At 48.6% G+C, this 18,924-nt stretch carries 14 protein-coding genes and 1 pseudogene; all 15 read left to right on the top strand.

Features of this window, described 5'->3' with window-relative positions; genetic code table 11:
• Positions 1 to 24 precede the first annotated feature (24 nt).
• The 15 genes and pseudogenes from AC14M5_RS19030 to AC14M5_RS18960 all read left to right on the top strand — a co-directional run bounded on the left by AC14M5_RS19030 (position 25) and on the right by AC14M5_RS18960 (position 18,778).
• The gene (locus tag AC14M5_RS19030; RefSeq protein ID WP_484031288.1) at positions 25 to 780 is read left to right on the top strand and encodes an FAD binding domain-containing protein; all 756 of its coding nucleotides are present in this window, start codon (positions 25 to 27) and stop codon (positions 778 to 780) included.
• Between the two features lie 11 nt (positions 781 to 791).
• Complete coding sequence (locus AC14M5_RS19025) at positions 792 to 1,058, top strand: hypothetical protein (RefSeq protein ID WP_484031287.1); 267 nt, start codon at positions 792 to 794, stop codon at positions 1,056 to 1,058.
• 110 nt (positions 1,059 to 1,168) lie between these two features.
• Positions 1,169 to 1,526, top strand: a pseudogene (locus AC14M5_RS19020) (DNA-methyltransferase); the annotation flags it as partial.
• Positions 1,527 to 1,921: 395 nt separating this feature from the next.
• Complete coding sequence (locus tag AC14M5_RS19015) at positions 1,922 to 3,211, top strand: DNA methyltransferase (RefSeq protein WP_484031332.1); 1,290 nt, start codon at positions 1,922 to 1,924, stop codon at positions 3,209 to 3,211.
• A 56-nt stretch (positions 3,212 to 3,267) separates the two neighbouring features.
• A complete protein-coding gene (locus AC14M5_RS19010; RefSeq protein WP_484031286.1) occupies positions 3,268 to 6,180 on the top strand; it encodes an insulinase family protein in 2,913 nt (970 codons plus the stop codon).
• Entirely contained in the window at positions 6,177 to 6,710 is a 534-nt protein-coding gene (locus tag AC14M5_RS19005; RefSeq protein ID WP_484031285.1) for a hypothetical protein, read from the top strand. Before AC14M5_RS19010 ends, AC14M5_RS19005 begins: the two co-directional genes overlap by 4 nt.
• A gap of 5 nt (positions 6,711 to 6,715) precedes the next feature.
• The gene (locus AC14M5_RS19000; protein WP_484031331.1) at positions 6,716 to 7,228 is read left to right on the top strand and encodes a DUF6036 family nucleotidyltransferase; all 513 of its coding nucleotides are present in this window, start codon (positions 6,716 to 6,718) and stop codon (positions 7,226 to 7,228) included.
• A 24-nt stretch (positions 7,229 to 7,252) separates the two neighbouring features.
• A complete protein-coding gene (locus tag AC14M5_RS18995; RefSeq protein WP_484031284.1) occupies positions 7,253 to 10,291 on the top strand; it encodes a molybdopterin-dependent oxidoreductase in 3,039 nt (1,012 codons plus the stop codon).
• A gap of 171 nt (positions 10,292 to 10,462) precedes the next feature.
• The gene (locus AC14M5_RS18990) at positions 10,463 to 12,619 is read left to right on the top strand and encodes a histidine kinase N-terminal 7TM domain-containing protein (protein ID WP_484031283.1); all 2,157 of its coding nucleotides are present in this window, start codon (positions 10,463 to 10,465) and stop codon (positions 12,617 to 12,619) included.
• A gap of 30 nt (positions 12,620 to 12,649) precedes the next feature.
• Positions 12,650 to 14,320 (top strand): histidine kinase N-terminal 7TM domain-containing protein, encoded by a 1,671-nt coding sequence (locus tag AC14M5_RS18985; RefSeq protein WP_484031282.1) that lies wholly within the window; start codon positions 12,650 to 12,652, stop codon positions 14,318 to 14,320.
• 49 nt (positions 14,321 to 14,369) lie between these two features.
• On the top strand, positions 14,370 to 15,713 hold the full coding sequence (locus tag AC14M5_RS18980) for a DHHA2 domain-containing protein (RefSeq protein ID WP_484031281.1): 1,344 nt from the start codon (positions 14,370 to 14,372) through the stop codon (positions 15,711 to 15,713).
• Between the two features lie 6 nt (positions 15,714 to 15,719).
• Positions 15,720 to 16,037, top strand: a complete 318-nt coding sequence (locus AC14M5_RS18975) for a MazG nucleotide pyrophosphohydrolase domain-containing protein (protein ID WP_484031280.1) — start codon at positions 15,720 to 15,722, stop codon at positions 16,035 to 16,037.
• 1 nt (position 16,038) lies between these two features.
• Complete coding sequence (locus AC14M5_RS18970) at positions 16,039 to 16,851, top strand: XdhC family protein (protein ID WP_484031279.1); 813 nt, start codon at positions 16,039 to 16,041, stop codon at positions 16,849 to 16,851.
• A gap of 161 nt (positions 16,852 to 17,012) precedes the next feature.
• Entirely contained in the window at positions 17,013 to 18,050 is a 1,038-nt protein-coding gene (locus AC14M5_RS18965) for an SPFH domain-containing protein (protein WP_484031278.1), read from the top strand.
• Between the two features lie 302 nt (positions 18,051 to 18,352).
• Positions 18,353 to 18,778, top strand: coding sequence for a DUF4332 domain-containing protein (locus AC14M5_RS18960; protein ID WP_484031277.1), 426 nt, complete (start codon positions 18,353 to 18,355; stop codon positions 18,776 to 18,778).
• Positions 18,779 to 18,924 lie beyond the last annotated feature (146 nt).

Raw genomic sequence — 18,924 nt, 5'->3', positions numbered from 1 at the left:
GTATAATCAAGAGGGAGATTCGTTATGATCATTGCCTATCACAGACCTCAAACATTAGACGAAGCCCTTGCGCTTCTGACTCAACCAGATACTCTTCCCCTCGGAGGCGGCACGCTTCTCTCCCAGCCGACAACTGATCCTGTTTCCGTTGTAGACCTCCAACGCCTCGGCTTGGATTCGCTTCGCGTTAATGGAAATGAAGTGCAAATCGGCGCGACCTGCACTTTACAATCATTGCTTGAATCTGAACATTCCCCTCAAGCTTTGAAAACCGCCATCAAACTCGAAGCACCCATTAATATCCGCAACTCTGCAACTGCGGCGGGGACTCTCGTTGCCAGTGATGGCCGCTCCCCATTCGCCACGATGCTACTAGCAATGGATGCGAAGATCGACCATAGACCATTGACCGCAGACGGTGGTCAATCGTCCGTCGTTCATGGTCTGAGTGAATTCCTCCTCACCCGACCTCGTGGACTCATCACATCCATCACGATTTCGCTCAATCCAAAATTCGCCTTTGAATTTGTCTCCCGCACTCCAGCGGATAAACCCATCATCTGCGCCGCGTTGACTCAGTGGAACTCTGGCCGCACCCGTCTAACACTCGGCGGATATGGCAAGAGTCCTTTATTAGCGATGGATGGCACCGAAGCCAATGGCATCGAGATCGCCGCTAGCAACGCTTACCATGAAGCCAATGATGAATGGGCCTCCGCAGAATATAGAATGGATGTGGCGGCAGTATTGGCGAAGAGATGTTTGGAAAGTTTGAAATAGCCTGGAAAAATATGGATAAGATCAAACCCTTCGAAAAAATAGCTTCGCAATTTCAGATCTCGCAGGAAAGTGCCAAATATTTCCTGGGCCAAGTTCAAAAAAGTTTCAAGACAGAAAAACCGCCACATAAGTTAATTCTGGAATTTATCGAAGCGCAGAAACTTGAAGTTCTGCTCACCCCTTATGAAATCGCATCCATGATGAATGAAAACGGCGTTTGGGCTCACGAGCTGAATACTGCGCCCCCTATCATTGTGGATGATGAGGATGTGGAATAAGCCAAAAAATCTGTTCTTTTCCACGTAATCCGTGTACCAAGTCACGGTTTAAAAGACCTCTTACACACTGTCCATATCTTTTGGATTCTTCCAAAGGTATAATTCCCCGAGTGACCAACCTCCCCCTCAACCAAATTCTGCCTGGCAACTGTATTGAGATTCTTAATTCCATCCCTGAGAACTCGGTAGATTTGGTATTCGCTGATCCTCCGTATAACCTGCAACTACAAAATGATCTTTATCGTCCTGACAGGTCCAAGGTGGATGCGGTCAATAATGCTTGGGACAGATTTTCAAGTTTTGCCGAGTATGATGAATTTACTCATAAGTGGCTGCGCGCCACTCAACGGGTGTTAAAGGAAACCGGCACGATCTGGGTCATTGGGTCATATCACAACATTTTTCGCGTTGGAAAGGCAATGCAAGATTTAGGCTTTTGGATTTTAAATGATGTAATTTGGCTCAAGTGCCTTTCAGCCACAACATACTTATATGCAAGAACAGAACGCGGAGAAAGACCAACCACGATAAAGGATTTAGTAAGGCTTAACTCAGAAAACGTTAAATTGTGGAATGGACAGGAATGGGTGCGTGTGATTAGCTGGCAACATCAATCAATCAACGCAGAGTGTAAAGAGATCATTTTACGGAGCGGTGAAAGGATTCGTTGTACATCAGAACACAAATGGCCAACGAAACGAGGACTGCTTACTACCCAGGAACTGGAAATTGGAGATGTCATTGATACATGCATATTGCCAGAACCAGAATCAATTTCGACACCCGATAATTTAGAAGATGAAAATATTGGCTGGCTTATTGGTATATATCTAGCAGAGGGTTCACGCAGCGAAGATACAATTATGATTTCAAGTCATACCAAAGAAACTGAGCGTATTAAAAAACTAGACTGGATAGCACATTCGTATCACGGCACTTGCGCAGTTCATCAAACGAGTGACAATGGATGCACCATTAATTTAAATGGAAAAATTCTCAATGCGATTATTGATACGTACATTGCTGGAAACACCGCAAAGCATAAGCATTTAAATAAAAAATGCTGGGACAGGTCAAATCAATTTCTAGAGTCAGTATTAAACGGTTATCTTGAAGGAGATGGTCATTACGACGCAAATAATAATCGCTGGAGATTAGGCTTCACGCAAAACCTACTCCTTGAAAGCGACTTAAGGACGCTCTGCGCAAGAATCGGAGCGAGTGTGCGCATGCACCCCGGAAACATAAAACTACACGAAAAGAATTTTCAAGTCATTCGAGGGGAAGTCCGGTTTGAGCGAAGTAATCATCACAACACAAAACTTGACAGTGAAGTTGTTGCTATTGGAAGATCTTGGTCCAAAGATTTTTGGGATATTGCAGTAGAAGGTAAATCTCATCTTTTTTCATTAGCATCAGGGGTATTGACACATAATTCAAACCCCATGCCAAATTTCCGCGGCGTGCGCTTCACCAATGCGCATGAAACTATGATCTGGGCGCAAAAGAAAAAGGGTGTGAAGTACACCTTTAACCATCAAGCGATGAAAGCCCTGAATGACGATCTGCAAATGCGCAGTGACTGGGTTCTTCCGCTGGCAACTGGCAAGGAAAGAATCAAATGGAATGGCTTAAAGGCGCATCCCACTCAAAAACCTGAGGCATTGTTATATCGCGTCATACTGTCTTCCACGAATCAGGGCGATGTGATCCTCGATCCATTTTTTGGGAGCGGCACAACAGGTGCAGTTGCAAAGATGCTGGGACGTAATTTCATCGGTATCGAACGTGACAAGAAATATATCAATATCGCGCAGAAACGCATTGACGCAGCGACCCAGTCCCCTGCCGAGGCGTTGGGACTGCCTGAGAAGCGCAATCAGGTTCGGGTCCCGTTTGGAGCGCTGCTTGAGAGCGGACTGCTCAAAGCGGGCCAAACATTATATTTCGCGAAAGGCAAACGCGAAGCCGTCATTCTCTCCAATGGACATATTAAATGTGGAAAGGTTATGGGTTCGATCCATTCAGTGGCAAAGGAACTTTTGAAAACTCCCGCCAACGGCTGGGATTTGTGGTTTTATCAAGACAAGGGAAAATTGAAAGTAATTGATGAACTGCGAGAAAAAGTTAGAAAGTTGCAGGTAAAAGGTTGAAGGTTCTTAACTTGTGACTTTCCAACATGCAACCTGTAAACTACTTTAGGAGAATCATGTCCAAATCATTTACTCTTATTAAAGAACAAAACATTCCTGAGTTGAATTGCGATGCAAAATTGTACGAGCACAAGCGGACGGGTGCGCGATTGCTTTCCATCATCAACGAAGATGAAAACAAAGTGTTCTCCATCAACTTCCGCACCACGCCAAAGGATTCAACGGGTGTGGCACATATCCTTGAACATTCTGTCCTCGGCGGCTCGGAGAAATATCCCGTCAAGGAACCGTTTGTGGAATTACTCAAAGGCTCGCTTGCGACCTTTGTCAACGCATTCACATATCCCGATAAGACTTGTTACCCTGTAGCCAGCCAGAATGAAAAAGATTTTTACAATTTGATCGATGTTTACATGGATGCGGTTTTACATCCGCGCATTACCGAACAGACATTGATGCAGGAGGGCTGGCATTACGAGATCGGCAACGTGAAAGAGCCGCTGGCCTACAAAGGCGTGGTCTTCAACGAAATGAAGGGTGCCTATTCCTCTCCTGAGAATTTGCTCGCGAAAGTGATTCAGCAATCGCTGTTCCCCAAACATGTCTATGGTGTGGACTCGGGCGGCGACCCTGCAAACATACCCGATCTCACTTACGAAAACTTTAGAGGTTTTTGGGAAACTTATTATCACCCGTCCAATGCTTTTATTTTTTTCTACGGCAACGACGACCCCGACAAGCGCTTGAAATTAATGGAAGGTTATCTCAAGCCATACAAAAGGAAGAAAGTCAAATCCGATGTGCTGCTTATCAAGCCGTTCACGCGCGCGAAGAAGATTGAATACTCTTACGATGCTGGCACAGATGCGGATGACATTGAAAAGAAGCATTACCTCACGGTCAACTGGAAATTACCAGATACATCTGACCCCGTGTTGAATTTCAGTTTTCACATTTTGGAACATGCACTTATTGGCACGCCCGCTTCGCCGCTCCGCAAGGCATTGGTTGACTCTGGTCTTGGCGAAGACCTCGCGGGCCTCGGCCTCGAATCTGATTTGCGCGAGATGATCTTCTCGACTGGTCTCAAAGGCACGCGCGCCCGCCATGCAAAGAAGATCGAAAATCTCATTATCGAAACTTTGCAGAATCTCGTCCGCGATGGCATTGACACGGAGATGATCGCCGCTTCGATGAACACCCTTGAATTCCAATTGCGCGAATACAACACAGGCTCGTTCCCGCGCGGTATTGCCGTGATGCTGAGTGCACTCACCACCTGGATGCACGAAGGCGATCCGTTCAGCCTGCTGGCTTTTGAAGCACCGCTCAATGTGATCAAAACCAAATTAGCAAGTGACAGCCGCTACTTTGAAAAGATGATTCAGTTGCATTTGCTGGATAATGTTCACAAGACGGTTATCCGCTTCAAACCCGACCCTGAGCTTGGTCACCGTTTCGAGGAAGAGGAACAGGCCCGATTAAAGTCGGCACGTGAGGCGATGACTGAAAAGAAATTACATGAGTTGGTCAAGACCGCAAAACAACTCAAACTCATGCAGGAGACTCCTGACTCTGCTGAAGCGTTGGAAACACTTCCCGTATTGGATTTGAAGGACCTCGATAAACAAGTGCGGACAATTCCCATTGAAGAGATACAAGTTCAGGATGCGAAAGTTCTGTATCATGATATCTTCACCAACGGAATTGTGTATTTTGATCTTGGCTTTGACTTGCGAACCATGCCGCAGGAACTCCTGCCACTGACCGAGATATTCGCGCGTGCTTTGTTTGAACTGGGAACCGAGACCGAAGATTACGTCAAACTCTCGCAGCGGATCGGAAAAAGCACGGGTGGAATCCACGGCTCGTCGGTCAGCGTGACAACTCAAAAGTCCAGAGAGAGCGTGGCAATGCTGATGATCAGAGGCAAGTCAACGGTCGAAAAATCTACAGAGATGTTCAACATCCTGAGGGACATCCTGCTCACCACAAAATTCGACAACAAAGAACGACTCAAGCAAATGGTGCTTGAAGAAAAAGCTGGAATGGAATCTGGCCTTGCGTCCGGCGGGCACCGCTTTGCGAACATGCGTCTGCGCGCACAATTTGGCGGCGCGGGCTGGATCAACGACCAGACCAAAGGCATTGGTTATCTTTTTGCGCTGCGCGAACTGGCGAATGACATTGATAAGAAATGGCCGAAGGTTTTGAAGAAACTCGAAGACATGCGCGATGCATTGATCAACAGCAAGACCATGCTATGCAACGTGACGCTTGATTCGGCGAATTGGAAAACCGTGCAGCCCCATCTGGAGAATTTCATCTTTGCGATGCCCGTGAAGGATACAAACGTCAAAGTCTTCGAAGTTGAAACGAAAATCGAGAAGGAAGGTCTCGCCATTCCGGCACAGGTCAATTACGTGGGCAAAGGCGCGGACCTGTACCAACTTGGTTACGAGTTCGACGGTTCTGCCGAGGTGATCACAGGCTTCTTGCGCATGACTCATTTGTGGGAAAAGATCCGCGTGCTGGGCGGCGCATATGGCGCGTTCGTTCAATTCGATCACAGCACTGGCATATTGACCTTTCTTTCGTATCGCGATCCGAATATCACAGCAACGATCAAAAATTACGATGAAGCCGCCGCGTTCTTAAAAGGACTCGACGCTACGCGCCTATCAGATAATGAATTAAAGAAAGCCATCATTGCAGCCATCGGCGAACTGGATGCCTATCAACTCCCCGATGCAAAGGGATATACTTCCATGATGCGCTACCTCACGGGCCGTACCGATGAGATACGGCAGAAAATCCGTGACGAAGTATTATCGACCAACGGCGAAGATTTTATTGCTTTCGGCGAAGTACTTGAAAAGGCCGCGAAATCAAACGCGGTGGTTGTGGTCGGTTCGCAGGCTGCGATCGAAGGCGCGAAAGCTGGCTTGAAAGTGACGAAGGTTTTGTGAAAGTAGAAAGTGAAAACTGGATGAATGTTGAGATAATCTCTGAAGATCAACTAGTCTCCGAACTCTGGGCACGGGATGTGCGATTCTTGATGGGACGCCAGTTCAGTTCAACACCTTTGCTCGCGCCCGCAAAACTCATCTCATTGCTCGCGCAAAGTGAAAACGCTCGCGTGCGCCTGTCTTTGATTCCCTTATTCCTACGTCATCCTGAATTCTCTGCTGAAGCGCAAAAAGCGGATAGGTCTCTGTCTCCGCAATCAGGTCAAAATGTTCTTCGTTTTTACTTCACAGCCGCTGTTTTCCTCCAAATAAAGTATCAGGAACGATTACACAAAATTTTCGGCGGACAAAATCAATTACCAGACTTGTTTTCCAGTAAATTAGGTGTATTGCCAGAAAAAGATCCCAACCAGAATCTTTTGCAACTGGCAAAGCGCCATCAAATTATGAGCGAACATACAATTAATTGGCTTGGAACATACGAGCATGCCGCAGAACGCCTTATCAAACACATGGAAAAATTCAAGTGAAAAATATGAACAAAGGGATGATACAGGAGTTTCTCGCGAGATTGGGAAGCCGCTATCCCAAACAAGCAACCCTTTACCTGCTTGGAGGTAGCGCATTGATCCTTCTTGGGAGTTCGCGCGATACGCTTGATATTGATTATGTAGGCAACGATATGCAAAAAGACGACTTTCAAATCCTCATTGAGGAGATCGCTACCGAACTGGGGCTGGAAACTGAGCCTGTCCCCATTGAACGCTTCATCCCTTTACCAGAAGGAAACGAACAACGCAAAATCCACATCGGTCAATTTGGAAATGTGAATGCCTATATTGTCGACCCGTACAGCATTGCACTAAGCAAAGTAGATCGTGGATTTGAAACTGACTTGGAAGATATCATTTTTCTAATTCAACACAATCAAATAAATGTGGAAGAACTGGAACAAATCATAAAGGAATCATTATCTCACGCAGGAAAATTTGATTACCATCCTGAAATCCTTGCTCATTTTGAAGATTTGAAAAAACGATTGAAATAATTCTGTAGCACTACAGGAGACTTAATGAACATCACCCTTAAAGTTAATGGTATTGAACACGCGATAGACATAGCGCCATCCATGACCTTGCTCGGCGCGCTGCGCGGGCTTGGCTATCACGGGGTCAAATTCGGCGATGAGGGCGGGCTCTCTGGCGCAGATACAGTTTTGTTGGACGGCAAGCCTATCAACGCGGGGTCGATGCTTGCGGCACAAGCCGAGGGTCACAAAATCGCAACCATTGAAGCGCTGGGCGAACATCCCGAACAGGGCTGGAAGAAAACCGATGGCCTGCATCCGCTGCAAAAGGCTTTCGTTGAGTCGGGCGCCATCCAATGCGGATACTGCACACCCGCGCAAATTCTTGCAGCCAAGAGTCTGCTTGAGAAAAATCCGAACCCGTCCGAGGCGCAAGTCCGCGAGGCGATCTCTGGTGTCCTTTGTCGTTGCACAGGCTATCTCAAACCCGTCCAGGCGGTGTTGAAAGCGGCGGCTGAATTACGCGGTGACGAACCGATTGACATTTCATCCATCAACTCGGATTTCGGAACGCCCAAGCCTGATGCGCCTCAAGGAGACGCGCCCGCTTCTTCCTCTACCCGTGTGCTGGTTCGACCCAAGGTAGTTCTCACACCCGAAAGCCAGACTTGGCAAACGGTTGGCAAGCCTGAAATCAAAGTGGACGCGATCAAGCTCGTACAAGGGAAGCCCGCCTTCACAGGCGACTTTGAAAAACGCGGCCTGCTGCATGCCAAGGTTTTACATTCACCGCACGCGCACGCAAACATCAAAAAGATCGATGTAACAAAAGCCAGGGCGCTTGAGGGCGTTGCGGCCGTGCTGACATGGCAGGATATTCCGCGAGTCGTGTATTCCACCGCAGGGCAATCCGACCCGATCCCTGGGCCATTGGATACTTTTTCTTTAGATCATAAAGTTCGCTTTGTTGGAGATCGTGTTGCATTTGTCGCAGCGGAGACTCCTGAAATTGCAGAAAAGGCATTAAGCCTTATTGATGTTGAATACGAAGTTCTGCCTTTTATTTTGGACTCACGCGAATCGATGAAGCCAGAATCCGTTCGGATTCATGAAGAACCCGAATATGTCAACTTTGCAGATTCCAACCCTGAAAAGAATTTAGCTGCCGAAATTCGTATTGACATCGGCGATGTGGAAAAAGGTTTTCAGGAAGCTGATGAAATTTTCGAAGCTGAATACGAAGTACCAAAGGTTCAACAAGCATCTATTGAACCACATATTACTATCACTTATTGGGATGAAGATGATCGCCTCGTGATTCGCACATCCACGCAGGTTCCGTTTCATGTGAGAAGGATGCTCGCGCCCGTGTTGGGATTGCCTGTAAAAAGAATACGCGTGATCAAGCCGCGTATTGGCGGTGGCTTTGGCGGCAAACAGGAAGTCTTGATGGAGGATGTGCCCGCTCATCTCACCATTGCCACCAAGCGACCTGTTATTTACGAATACACCCGCGAAGAGGAGTTCATTGCCGCGCGTTCGCGACATCCCATGCGCGTGCGGATGAAGACCGGTGTAAAGAAAGATGGAACCATCACAGCCAACTCGATGTATGCGCTTTCAGACACTGGCGCATACGGCTGTCATGCATTGACCGTCACTGGCAATACAGGTCATAAAGCCATGGCTTTGTACGTTGGCGATGGCGAATATCGCAAAGCTCCCAACATCCGCTTTTATGCGGACGTGGTTTACACCAACACACCTCCCGCTGGCGCCTTCCGTGGATATGGCGTACCGCAAGGTTATTGGCCGCTCGACCGTCATATGGAAAAGATCGCCCGCGCCATGGGCTTTGACCCCATAGATTTCCGCTTGAAGAACGCCATTCACCCGGGCGAATATCATCCGTTCTCAACGGCATGGAATGAGGGCCGCGAACCACGCCCCGAGATCATTCACACCGTGGGCTTGGAGCAATGCGTTGCCCAGGGCCGCGCCGCCATCAACTGGGATGATAAGTATGGGAATGAAGAATGGCGAAATTCTTCGTCAAAAGTCGAAAGTCAAAAGTCTGGTATGACCTTCGACCTTCGACCTTCGACCAAAAGAAAAGGCATTGGCGTCGCGATGGTCATGCAAGGGACAGCCATTCCGTACCTTGATATGGGCGGTGCATCCATCAAGATGAATGACGACGGTTCTTTCAACCTTTTAGTCGGCGCAACCGATCTCGGCACCGGCTCGGACACTGTCCTGGCGCAAATGGCCGCAGAAGTATTGGGTGTACCTGTGGAAGACATGATCTGCTATTCATCGGATACAGATTTCACACCATTCGATAAGGGTGCATATGCTTCTTCAACCACGTATATTTCTGGCACAGCTGCTGTCAATGCAGCAAAAATTGTTGCGGAGAGAGTCAGAGTCCGCGCGGCGATGATGCTGAACAAAGAAGTAGACAAGGAAACAGGTAAACAAGTATACAAGTCGGAAGATTTTAGACTCGCCAATCGCATGGCAATTGCACCCGATGGAAGATCAGTTTCAATGGCTGAAATCGCTCTTGATTCATTGCACAAAAATAATCAGGAACAGATCATGGGCGTGGCAAGTTATGTCTCGCCTGTGTCGCCGCCTCCATTTGCCGCGCAATTCGCCGAAGTGACTGTGGACACCGAGACGGGTCAAGTCACTGTGGATAGGCTCGTCATGGCAGTAGATTCAGGCGTGATCGTGAATCCGCTCACTGCTTCGGGACAAATCGAAGGCGGCATGACACAAGCTCTCGGCTATGCCGTCACCGAGGAAATGCGTTACGACGAGAAGGGTAACGCCATCGAACGTGACTTTGACCGCTATCACCTCTTTCGCGCCGATGAGATGCCAGAACTGGAAACAATTTTCGTGGAGACGTTTGAACCGAGTCATCCATTCGGCGTGAAAGCCGTGGCAGAGATTCCCATGGATGGTGTCGCACCTGCTGTTGGAAACGCCATCCTGGATGCATTGGGAGTGAACGTGGATAACATACCTACTACACCGGAGAAAGTCTGGAGGGCAATCAAGAATTTGGCAAGGTGAGCAAATCAAGCTTTGGATTCAAAACTCGCAGGTGCAATGGTAAAAGGCAAAACGACTGCCAAGCCTTTCGTGCTTGGCTTGAAGATGCACGATATAATGATGTCTATACAAAATTCATGCAGCACTGTTAAATGCACCGATCCTGAATAGGTAGCTCCACAAAAACCATCAATGAACCGCGAAGAGTTCTTTTACCTATTTCCGTATTTTATTTCACTTGCGATTACACTGGGTGTATTTTTATATTCATGGAAGCATCGCCGCGTAAGAGGGGCCGAGACCTATCTCTGGTTTGTGGGCGGACAATCCCTTACGATATTCGCCTTCATCTTTGAGCTGGTCAGCCCCAATCTTGAAACCAAATTGATGTGGGATAAACTTCAGTGGCTGACGGATTCATTCCTTGTTATCCTTCCCTTCCTGATTTTCGCAGTTCGATTTTCAGGGAAGAAATTTCGACACCCGCGCATCACATGGGGATTTTGGCTTTTCTTTCCACTTACACTCAGTCTGCTCTTATTAACCGACAGCCTGCATCATTTAATTTACCCCAACCCACATCTCAGCGCCGCATATCCCTTCCCCGAACTTCTATATGATCTCACAATTGTCGTTTATATCTATGCCATATTTTATGTGTATGGTGCAAATTTTTACGGCATCAGCTTGCTGATCAGGCGCGCCTTCCAAACGAACCAAGTCTATCGGCTGCAATATCTAACAGTGGCATTCGGGTTTTTAATCCCGGTTATCTTGTCACTTTTTGCACTGGCAGGCATACAGATCACACTGCAGCGGGATCTGGCTCCGTTCTCATTCGCGATGGGCAACCTGATTGTTGCCTGGGGATTATTTCGCTATGGGCTCTTCGACATTACACCTATCGCACGCGAGCGTATTGTCGAAAACTTGAACAATGCGGTGATCGTACTGGATACAACGAATCGCATCGTGGATATTAATTCTGCGGCGCTAAACATGATCGAGGAAGAATATCAGGAAGTAGTTGGACGCCTGCCCCGTGACATATTAGACGACTGGCCTGATCTTCTTGAAATGCTTGAGAAGCCCCACGAAGAGAGAAGGGAAATTTCCGTCAAAACACAGGACGATACGCTTTTTTACGACATCAGCGTCTCGCCCATGATCAATAACAATCGCGAATTGATCGGCCACATCATTGTAGCTCACGACATTACGAGGACCAAGGCCTTGGAAGTCAGTTATCGCATCCTTTCATCCGAACTTGACCAGCGAGTTAAAGAAAGAACGGGTGAATTAAGAGAAAGCGAAGAGCGATATCGCGCTCTATTTGAAGACTCCCCCATTCCATTGTTGGAGGAGGATTTCTCGGTAGTTAAACAGCGCATCAACGAGTTGGAGCGCAGCGGAGTCCGCGATTTTCAAGTTTATTTCAAGGAACATCCGCAGGTAGCCAAGGAATTCCTGGAATCAGTTTATATCGTAGATGTCAACAAGGCAGCCATAAAATGGTATGCGGTGGAAAGTAAAAAGGCGCTGCAAGTCAGCGTTAGCGAATTGATGCATCCTGAATATCTCGCCGATTTTATTAGTGAGCTCCTTGCCCTTATCGCAAACCGCAGTCATTTTGAAGTCAATGTGAAACGGAAAGACCGCAGCGGGAATCCGCTTTACCTGATCGTCAATGGTAATATTTCGCCCGGCCATGAGGATTCCTGGAGTAGGGTGATGGTATCTATTTTGGATATCACCAAGCTAAAACAGGCCGAAGCAGACCTTGCAGTGGCATACGATACAACGCTGGAAGGCTGGGCCAAGGCGCTTGAACTGCGGGATAAAGAAACAGAAGGCCATTCGCGGCGCGTGATGGAAGCGACCCTGATCATCGCGCGGGCCATGGGCGTGAAAGAAGACGAACTGATGAATGTCCGTCGCGGATCGATCCTGCATGACATTGGCAAAATGGCGATCCCGGATGAGATCCTAAGAAAAGATGGGCCTCTCTCAAAAGAGGAGAGGGAAATTGTCAATCTTCATCCCCAGGTGGCATATGACCTGCTCTCCAGGATTCCATACCTGGAAAAGGCGCTGGAGATTCCTTATTGTCACCACGAAAAATGGGATGGCAGTGGATATCCGCGGGGGCTGAAAGGGAATGAAATCCCATTTACGGCGCGAATCTTCGCAGTGGCCGATGTATGGGACGCACTATCATCCGACCGCACCTATCGAAACGCATGGGACAAGGAAAAAGTAACCCAATATTTGCAGGATGAGTCGGGCAAACATTTTGACCCGAAGATTGTGAAAATCTTCATCGAACTTCTAAACCGAGGCGAGATATAATCCTAATCTCAGGATTTTTATTGTCTCATCATGACCCGCGCTGAAACCCTTTATTTAATCCCATATTTTGTTTCGTTATCACTATCCATCGCCATTCTGCTCTATTCATGGAGCAGACGCCACGCGCAGGGGGCAATTGCATATAGTTGGTATGTGTTCGGGCAATCCTTATGGATTGGCGGATTCATCATGGAGTTGGTCAGCCCGGACTTGGCCGGGAAAATCTTCTGGGACGGCTTTGAATGGCTGGCAAGTTTGCTGATAATTGTTGCACTGCCAGTTTTCGCCGTTCAATTCACAGACTACAAACTTCGCAAGCCAGGAACTTTACTCCTGACTTCACTCATTACTCCAGTGCTGTTCACACTTCTGCTTATCACAGATAATTGTCACCATTTGATATACAAAAATGCATACCTGGTGCCTGGCTCCCCATTCTCTGAATTATTTTACAAATTTACACCCGTAATTTTAGGGGATGTCTTCTATAGCTATACCCTTATGCTCTGGGGGCTGTATATATTACTCCGTCGTATTATTCACCCTCATGGCCTATACCGCGCCCAGATCGTTTTGATCATCCTGGGTTTCCTGATCCCTTTCATTGGTACCATCTTTTCCCTCTTAAATATAAGCATAGCGCCACAACGTGATGCCACCCCATTTACAGCCGCCCTTGGGAATTTGATCATCGCATGGGGTCTGTTCCGCTTTCGGATCTTCGAGATTGCTCCCATCGGGCGCGATCAGGCATTTGAAGCCATGGTGGACCCTGTTGTCATTTTGGACAACCAAAACCTTATTGTGGATATTAATTCCTCGATGCTGGTCTTACTTGAAAAAAAGGCAAATGAGGTTATCGGTGAACCTGCCAAAATAGTGTTTGATGATTTTCCCATCCCCATAAAAATGTACACACATGTTTCCTACGCACGCACAGAAGCGATCTTTAATATCGAAAAAAAACAGATCCATTACGAATTAACGGTCTGGCCGCTTTACAACTCGCAACGTGAAATGATGGGGCGCATCTATATCTCGCACGACATTACCGCGCTCAAAGAACTGGAACATGAGCTCCGAAATCTCAATACCAGGCTTGAAGATCGCGTCCGCGAACGCACACGGGAATTGGCAGATGCCTACGACACCATGCTCGAGGGACTCGCCCGCGCGTTGGAATTACGTGACAAGGAAACAGAGGGTCATTCCCGCCGTGTGACGGAAAACACCTTGAAGATCGCGAGAAAAATGGGAATAGAGGGTGAAGAACTTGAAGATATTCGCAGCGGCTCCATATTGCACGATATTGGAAAAATAAGCATTCCCGATGAGATCCTGCACAAGCCGGGGAAGCTCACACCCGAGGAACGACTGATCGTACAGCAACACCCTGAAACAGCTTACAAACTTCTATTGCCCATCACCTTTCTAAACAAGGCAACCGAGATTCCCTACTCGCATCATGAAAAATGGGACGGAACCGGATATCCACAAAAACTAAAAGGAGGGCAAATACCGATCTCTGCCCGCATCTTTGCCGTGGCGGATGTTTGGGATGCACTGAGTTATGATCGCCCCTACAATAAAGCCTGGCCTCACCAACAAAAAATACAATACTTCATCGATCAATCAGGGAAACATTTCGATCCCCAGGTTGTTAACATCTTTTTGGAGATGCTGGATAAAGGCGAGATATAATCAGAAAACCACCCATACTTTTCAGCATATATGAACAAGAAAGAATCAAATGTCTGACCAGATTTTCGTAGTAGGCCATATCAACCCCGATACTGACTCTATTGCCTCTGCCATGGGCTATGCCTGGCTCCTGCGCGAACGCGATAATACAAACGCTGTTGCCGCTCGCGCCGGCGCGCTGAATCCGCAAACGTCATGGGTATTAAAAACCCTCCGCCTCGATGCCCCCACACTCCTCACTGATGCCTCGCCTCGCTTTGGTTCTGTCATGCGTCGCCTCGACACCATCCGCCCGGATTCACAGCTTGGCGCAGCCTGGAGCCTGGCCAGCAAAACTGGTGGTATCGCTCCCGTGGTTAGCGAAGACGGAGTCCCTTACGGCATTATCAACGGCATGAGTCTCTTCAAATATTTTAGCGAAACCCTTGGCCCTCGCCCCGGTGATACCACAGTGCGCGAGATGATGGCAGAAAAATGCAAAGATGCGGCAGATACAGCCGTCCCGAAGTATGCGGCGAATGCCCACATCCGCGATTCACTCAATAAATTATTGCGCGATGAATACAATGATTACTGGGTGGTGGATGAACACGGCGTTTATATGGGCATTGCAACCCAGCGTGAAGTCCTGAATCCACCGCGGCTCAAGATCATTCTTGTCGATCACAACGAACCACGTCAGGCAATCGCCGCGCTCGAAGAGGCCGAACTGCTTGAGATCCTCGATCATCACAGGCTTGGCAACCCGTACACCCATCAACCCATCCGCTTCACGGTAGATATAGTTGGATCGACTTCGACACTGGTGACCGAGCTAACCGCCGAGGCTGGGCTCTCCATGCCGCCACCGCTGGCAGGCACGCTTCTGGCTGGACTGGTATCTGATACGCTCATCCTGACATCTCCCACCACCACACAGCGTGACAAAGACGCCGCCGAAAAACTGGCGCGCTGGGCATTCGTGGGCGGAAGTCCGCTGAAAGGTGAGACAATTGAATCTTATGGTAAGGCCGTGTTAAGCGCAGGCGCAGGGCTCTCCAATCGCGACCCGAAAGATGTGGTCAGTACTGATATCAAGCCTTTCGAAGGCGGCGGATTTAAATTCGCTGTTGCCCAAGCCGAAGTGACGGACATCCTGCAACTGACCGAACATCTTGAACCCCTACAAAATGCCTTGAACGACCTGCGTGATAAACGCGGACTCGACTTCGCCATGCTTTTAGTGACCGATATTGTGCGCGGCACCAGCCGCCTGCTGATCTCATCCAACGCGCCCGCCATCCTGAACGACCTACCCTACCCCCCTATGGCTGACGGCACACGCGACGCACAAGGTGTGGTTTCAAGGAAGAAACAATTGCTTCCCGCAGTGTTGGGATTGCTGGAAAGCTAAACAAAAATGGAATTTCAAACAATCATCAACAGAGCTCTAAAAATTCGCAAGCAATACGAGAAGAAAGAGAATCAGCTTTACGGCTCGTCATGGACGAATGAAGAAATAGCGCTTGGCTTTGTTGGCGATGTGGGTGATCTTGTAAAACTCATCGTTGCAGAAAACGGCAAACGTAACATTCCCAATAGCAAGGAAAAACTAGAGCATGAACTTTCCGATTGCCTATGGTCGATCATCGTCCTGGCACATGAGCACAACATAGATTTGGAAAAATCTTTTAACGAAACTATGAATGAGATCGAAAAGCAAATGACGGACAAATAAAGTGAATTTAATTTATCAAGCTCTCTCCGAAGTTGAAAAAGAAAATGGCTCTGCCGCCCTGTGCACAGTGACCAAGAGCGAAGGCTCCACGCCACGGCATGTAGGCAGCAAAATGCTGGTCTACCCGGATGGCAAATTCATCGGCACTGTGGGCGGCGGTGACCTTGAGCATCGCGTGCTCGACGAAGCGTGGATGGCGATCACAGATGGCGAGCCGCGTCTTTTACATTACAACATGGCCGACCCTTCACGCGGCGACCCCGGCGTGTGTGGCGGCCAAGTGGAGGTCTTTGTGGAACCAATCCTTCCTCCCCCGCTCCTGGTCGTCATTGGCGCAGGTCACGTGGGCAAGGCAGTCGTCCATTTGGCAAAGTGGCTGGGATTCCGCGTGGCGGTCTGTGATGATCGCCCCGAATTCTGTACGCCTGAAGTTGTGCCGGGCGCAGATGCCTATTACCCTGTAACTATGGATAAACTTAATGAACACACTAAGATTGACAAACGCACTATTCTGATCTTGACGACTCGCGGTTCAAACGTGGACTCAGCAGGCATAGCCCCGCTTCTGGACTCCGCCGCGGCCTATATCGGCGTCATTGGCTCTCGCCGCCGTTGGGCCACTACCGCCAAAGCCTTGAAAGATAAAGGCATCTCCAAGGAAAAGATCGCGCGAGTCCACTCGCCGATGGGTTTGGAGTTGCAGGCCGAAACGCCCGAAGAGATCGCGGTCAGCATTATGGCTGAGGTGATGATGATCAAAGCCAAAGGGACAGGAAAGCCAATGAAAGCGCGGCAGGTTGAAGGTCAGGAATGAGGCGTGCGAGTTATCAGTGATCAGTTTTCAGTTAGCAGTGATTGGTCAGGTTGTGAAACGAATCGGGAGTGAAATTCGTAGAAAAATAAGACAAACGGTTCTTGTTGCTAAAAGTTAGTTCGACTATAATAAAATCGTTAATCATTCAAAAGGAGTGAGATATGGCTAGAATTTTTGATGTCATTGAATACGCAGATGAAATGTCTGACGAGATCGTGCACCGCTTTCCAGAACAGGGCATTGGCGATTTCCGCGTCGGTTCACAGGTGATAGTGCGCGAAAGCCAGAGCGCGGTGTTCTTCCGCGACGGCAATGCGTTGGACGTGTTCAAACCTGGGCGGCACACTATCGCAACTGCCAACATCCCAATGTTGATCGATTTCGTCGGCAAGGCTTTCAATGATCGCACGCCGTTCCCTGCTGAAGTGTACTTCGTCGCGCGCAAGGAATTTGCAAATAAAAAATGGGGCACACCTCAGCCGATCATCGTCCGCAACCCAGGCATGGGGTTGGGCGTGGCTCTGTTGCAGGGATTTGGATCATACTCATTCCAGGTGAAGGACCCGCAGCAATTCGTGACGCAAATCGTGGGCGTACAACATGCCTACCGGACCTCCGACATTGAAGAGCGTTTACGCACCATGTTGTTATCCAAATTGCAGGATGCGCTCGGCGAAACCGCCGCGAAGAATTCCGTTCCTGAAATGATCGGTCTGACGGAAGAGATCGGGGCAGCAGTGCGCGCGAAGACCAAGGAAGACTTCGAGGCGATCGGCCTGACGCTTAAGACTTTCTACATTGGCAATCTCAAACCGTCCGAAAAATCTGCCCAGGAATTGCGCGATATGGGCATGCTCGATATGGCAACCTATACACAGTTGCAGGCCGCAGATGCAATGCGCGATGCGGCTCAGAACGAAGGCGGCGGCGCCGGTCTCACTGCTGGCATTGGCGCTGGTATGGGTATTGGCAATATCATGGGGCAAGCCTTACAAGGCGGCTATCAACAACCAGGTGGCGGTGGCAGCTCTGGCGGAAAGATGCCCGACATTATGACACCCGCTGAAGCCGCCCAGTTCATGAAGGTAACCGAGGATGATATCCTCGAAGCCATCAAAGACAAAAGCTTGAAAGCCAAGAAAGTCGGCAAGGCGTACAGGATCAGCAAGGACAACCTTGAAGCGTTCATGAATAGCTAGGCAGCTTTTAGCAAAAGCGACTCTCCGAAAGCGTGGAGGAAGCAACATGCCTCGCCGCACCTGAGATTGAAATAGAATAGTAGCCATAAAAAGTGCCCACTTCAATGGGTGCTTTTTATATTTTTCATTTTTAATTATGCTATACTTTTAACAATATTTTAAGCTTTTGCCGTCGATAGGGTGCTTATACAGCAAAATTGCTGTATAACACCCCAAATCGGGGGTTTATACAGCACACTGTATAAACCATAGTTGGGCCGCCCAGTTGTACCTCATTTCAAGGAGAGGAGAAGCGATTGAGTATGGCAGAAAAAAAACGTAATCCTTTCAAATTGAGAGACTTTCGCGGTGTTGATCCAGAATGCATCGCAAAGCTCGAAGCCATCGGCCTCAAGAATGCCGAACAGTTGTTGGCAGCAGGTAGCACGAAGAAACAGCGGTCTACCCTTGCAAAGGAGGCCAACGTTCCCAAGTCTATTCTGTTGGAGCTTGTGAAGTTGTCAGATTTAGCACGTCTGCCGGGCGTGAAGGGGATTCGCGCCAGGCTGTATTACGATGCCGGAGTAGATAGCGTTGCAAAAATGGCAACTTGGGAACCGGAAGCCTTGCGCAAAATGGTGACACGTTTCGCGGAACGAACAGGTTTTGACGGCATACCACCTTTGCCAAAAGAGGTCAGTTCCACCGTGGCGAATGCGAAAAAGTTACCAAAGATGATGGAAGATTGAGTCGGTATGCAATGGGGCGGCCCACCGATGAGTAGCAGTTGTCAAGAGGGAAAAAATCAAAGCTTTTTGTGCTGCACGAGGGATGGCGAAATCAAAAAAAGGCAACGCTCCGCCAGCCCGCCAGGACCTCCTGCCGCATTGGGCGC

The organism is Candidatus Villigracilis sp., from assembly GCF_057083605.1.
This window is presented reverse-complemented; position numbering and strand designations above follow the sequence as displayed.

Bases quoted from the DNA above. Each gene is read 5' to 3' on its own strand.
- AC14M5_RS18980 (WP_484031281.1), top strand. From the start codon at position 14,370: ATGTCTGACCAGATTTTCGTAGTAGGCCATATCAACCCCGATACTGAC.
- AC14M5_RS18960 (WP_484031277.1), top strand. From the start codon at position 18,353: ATGGCAGAAAAAAAACGTAATCCTTTCAAATTGAGAGACTTTCGCGGT.
- AC14M5_RS19015 (WP_484031332.1), top strand. From the start codon at position 1,922: ATGATTTCAAGTCATACCAAAGAAACTGAGCGTATTAAAAAACTAGAC.
- AC14M5_RS18965 (WP_484031278.1), top strand. From the start codon at position 17,013: ATGGCTAGAATTTTTGATGTCATTGAATACGCAGATGAAATGTCTGAC.
- AC14M5_RS18985 (WP_484031282.1), top strand. From the start codon at position 12,650: ATGACCCGCGCTGAAACCCTTTATTTAATCCCATATTTTGTTTCGTTA.
- AC14M5_RS18995 (WP_484031284.1), top strand. From the start codon at position 7,253: ATGAACATCACCCTTAAAGTTAATGGTATTGAACACGCGATAGACATA.
- AC14M5_RS18975 (WP_484031280.1), top strand. From the start codon at position 15,720: ATGGAATTTCAAACAATCATCAACAGAGCTCTAAAAATTCGCAAGCAA.
- AC14M5_RS18990 (WP_484031283.1), top strand. From the start codon at position 10,463: ATGAACCGCGAAGAGTTCTTTTACCTATTTCCGTATTTTATTTCACTT.
- AC14M5_RS19025 (WP_484031287.1), top strand. From the start codon at position 792: ATGGATAAGATCAAACCCTTCGAAAAAATAGCTTCGCAATTTCAGATC.
- AC14M5_RS19030 (WP_484031288.1), top strand. From the start codon at position 25: ATGATCATTGCCTATCACAGACCTCAAACATTAGACGAAGCCCTTGCG.
- AC14M5_RS19000 (WP_484031331.1), top strand. From the start codon at position 6,716: ATGAACAAAGGGATGATACAGGAGTTTCTCGCGAGATTGGGAAGCCGC.
- AC14M5_RS19010 (WP_484031286.1), top strand. From the start codon at position 3,268: ATGTCCAAATCATTTACTCTTATTAAAGAACAAAACATTCCTGAGTTG.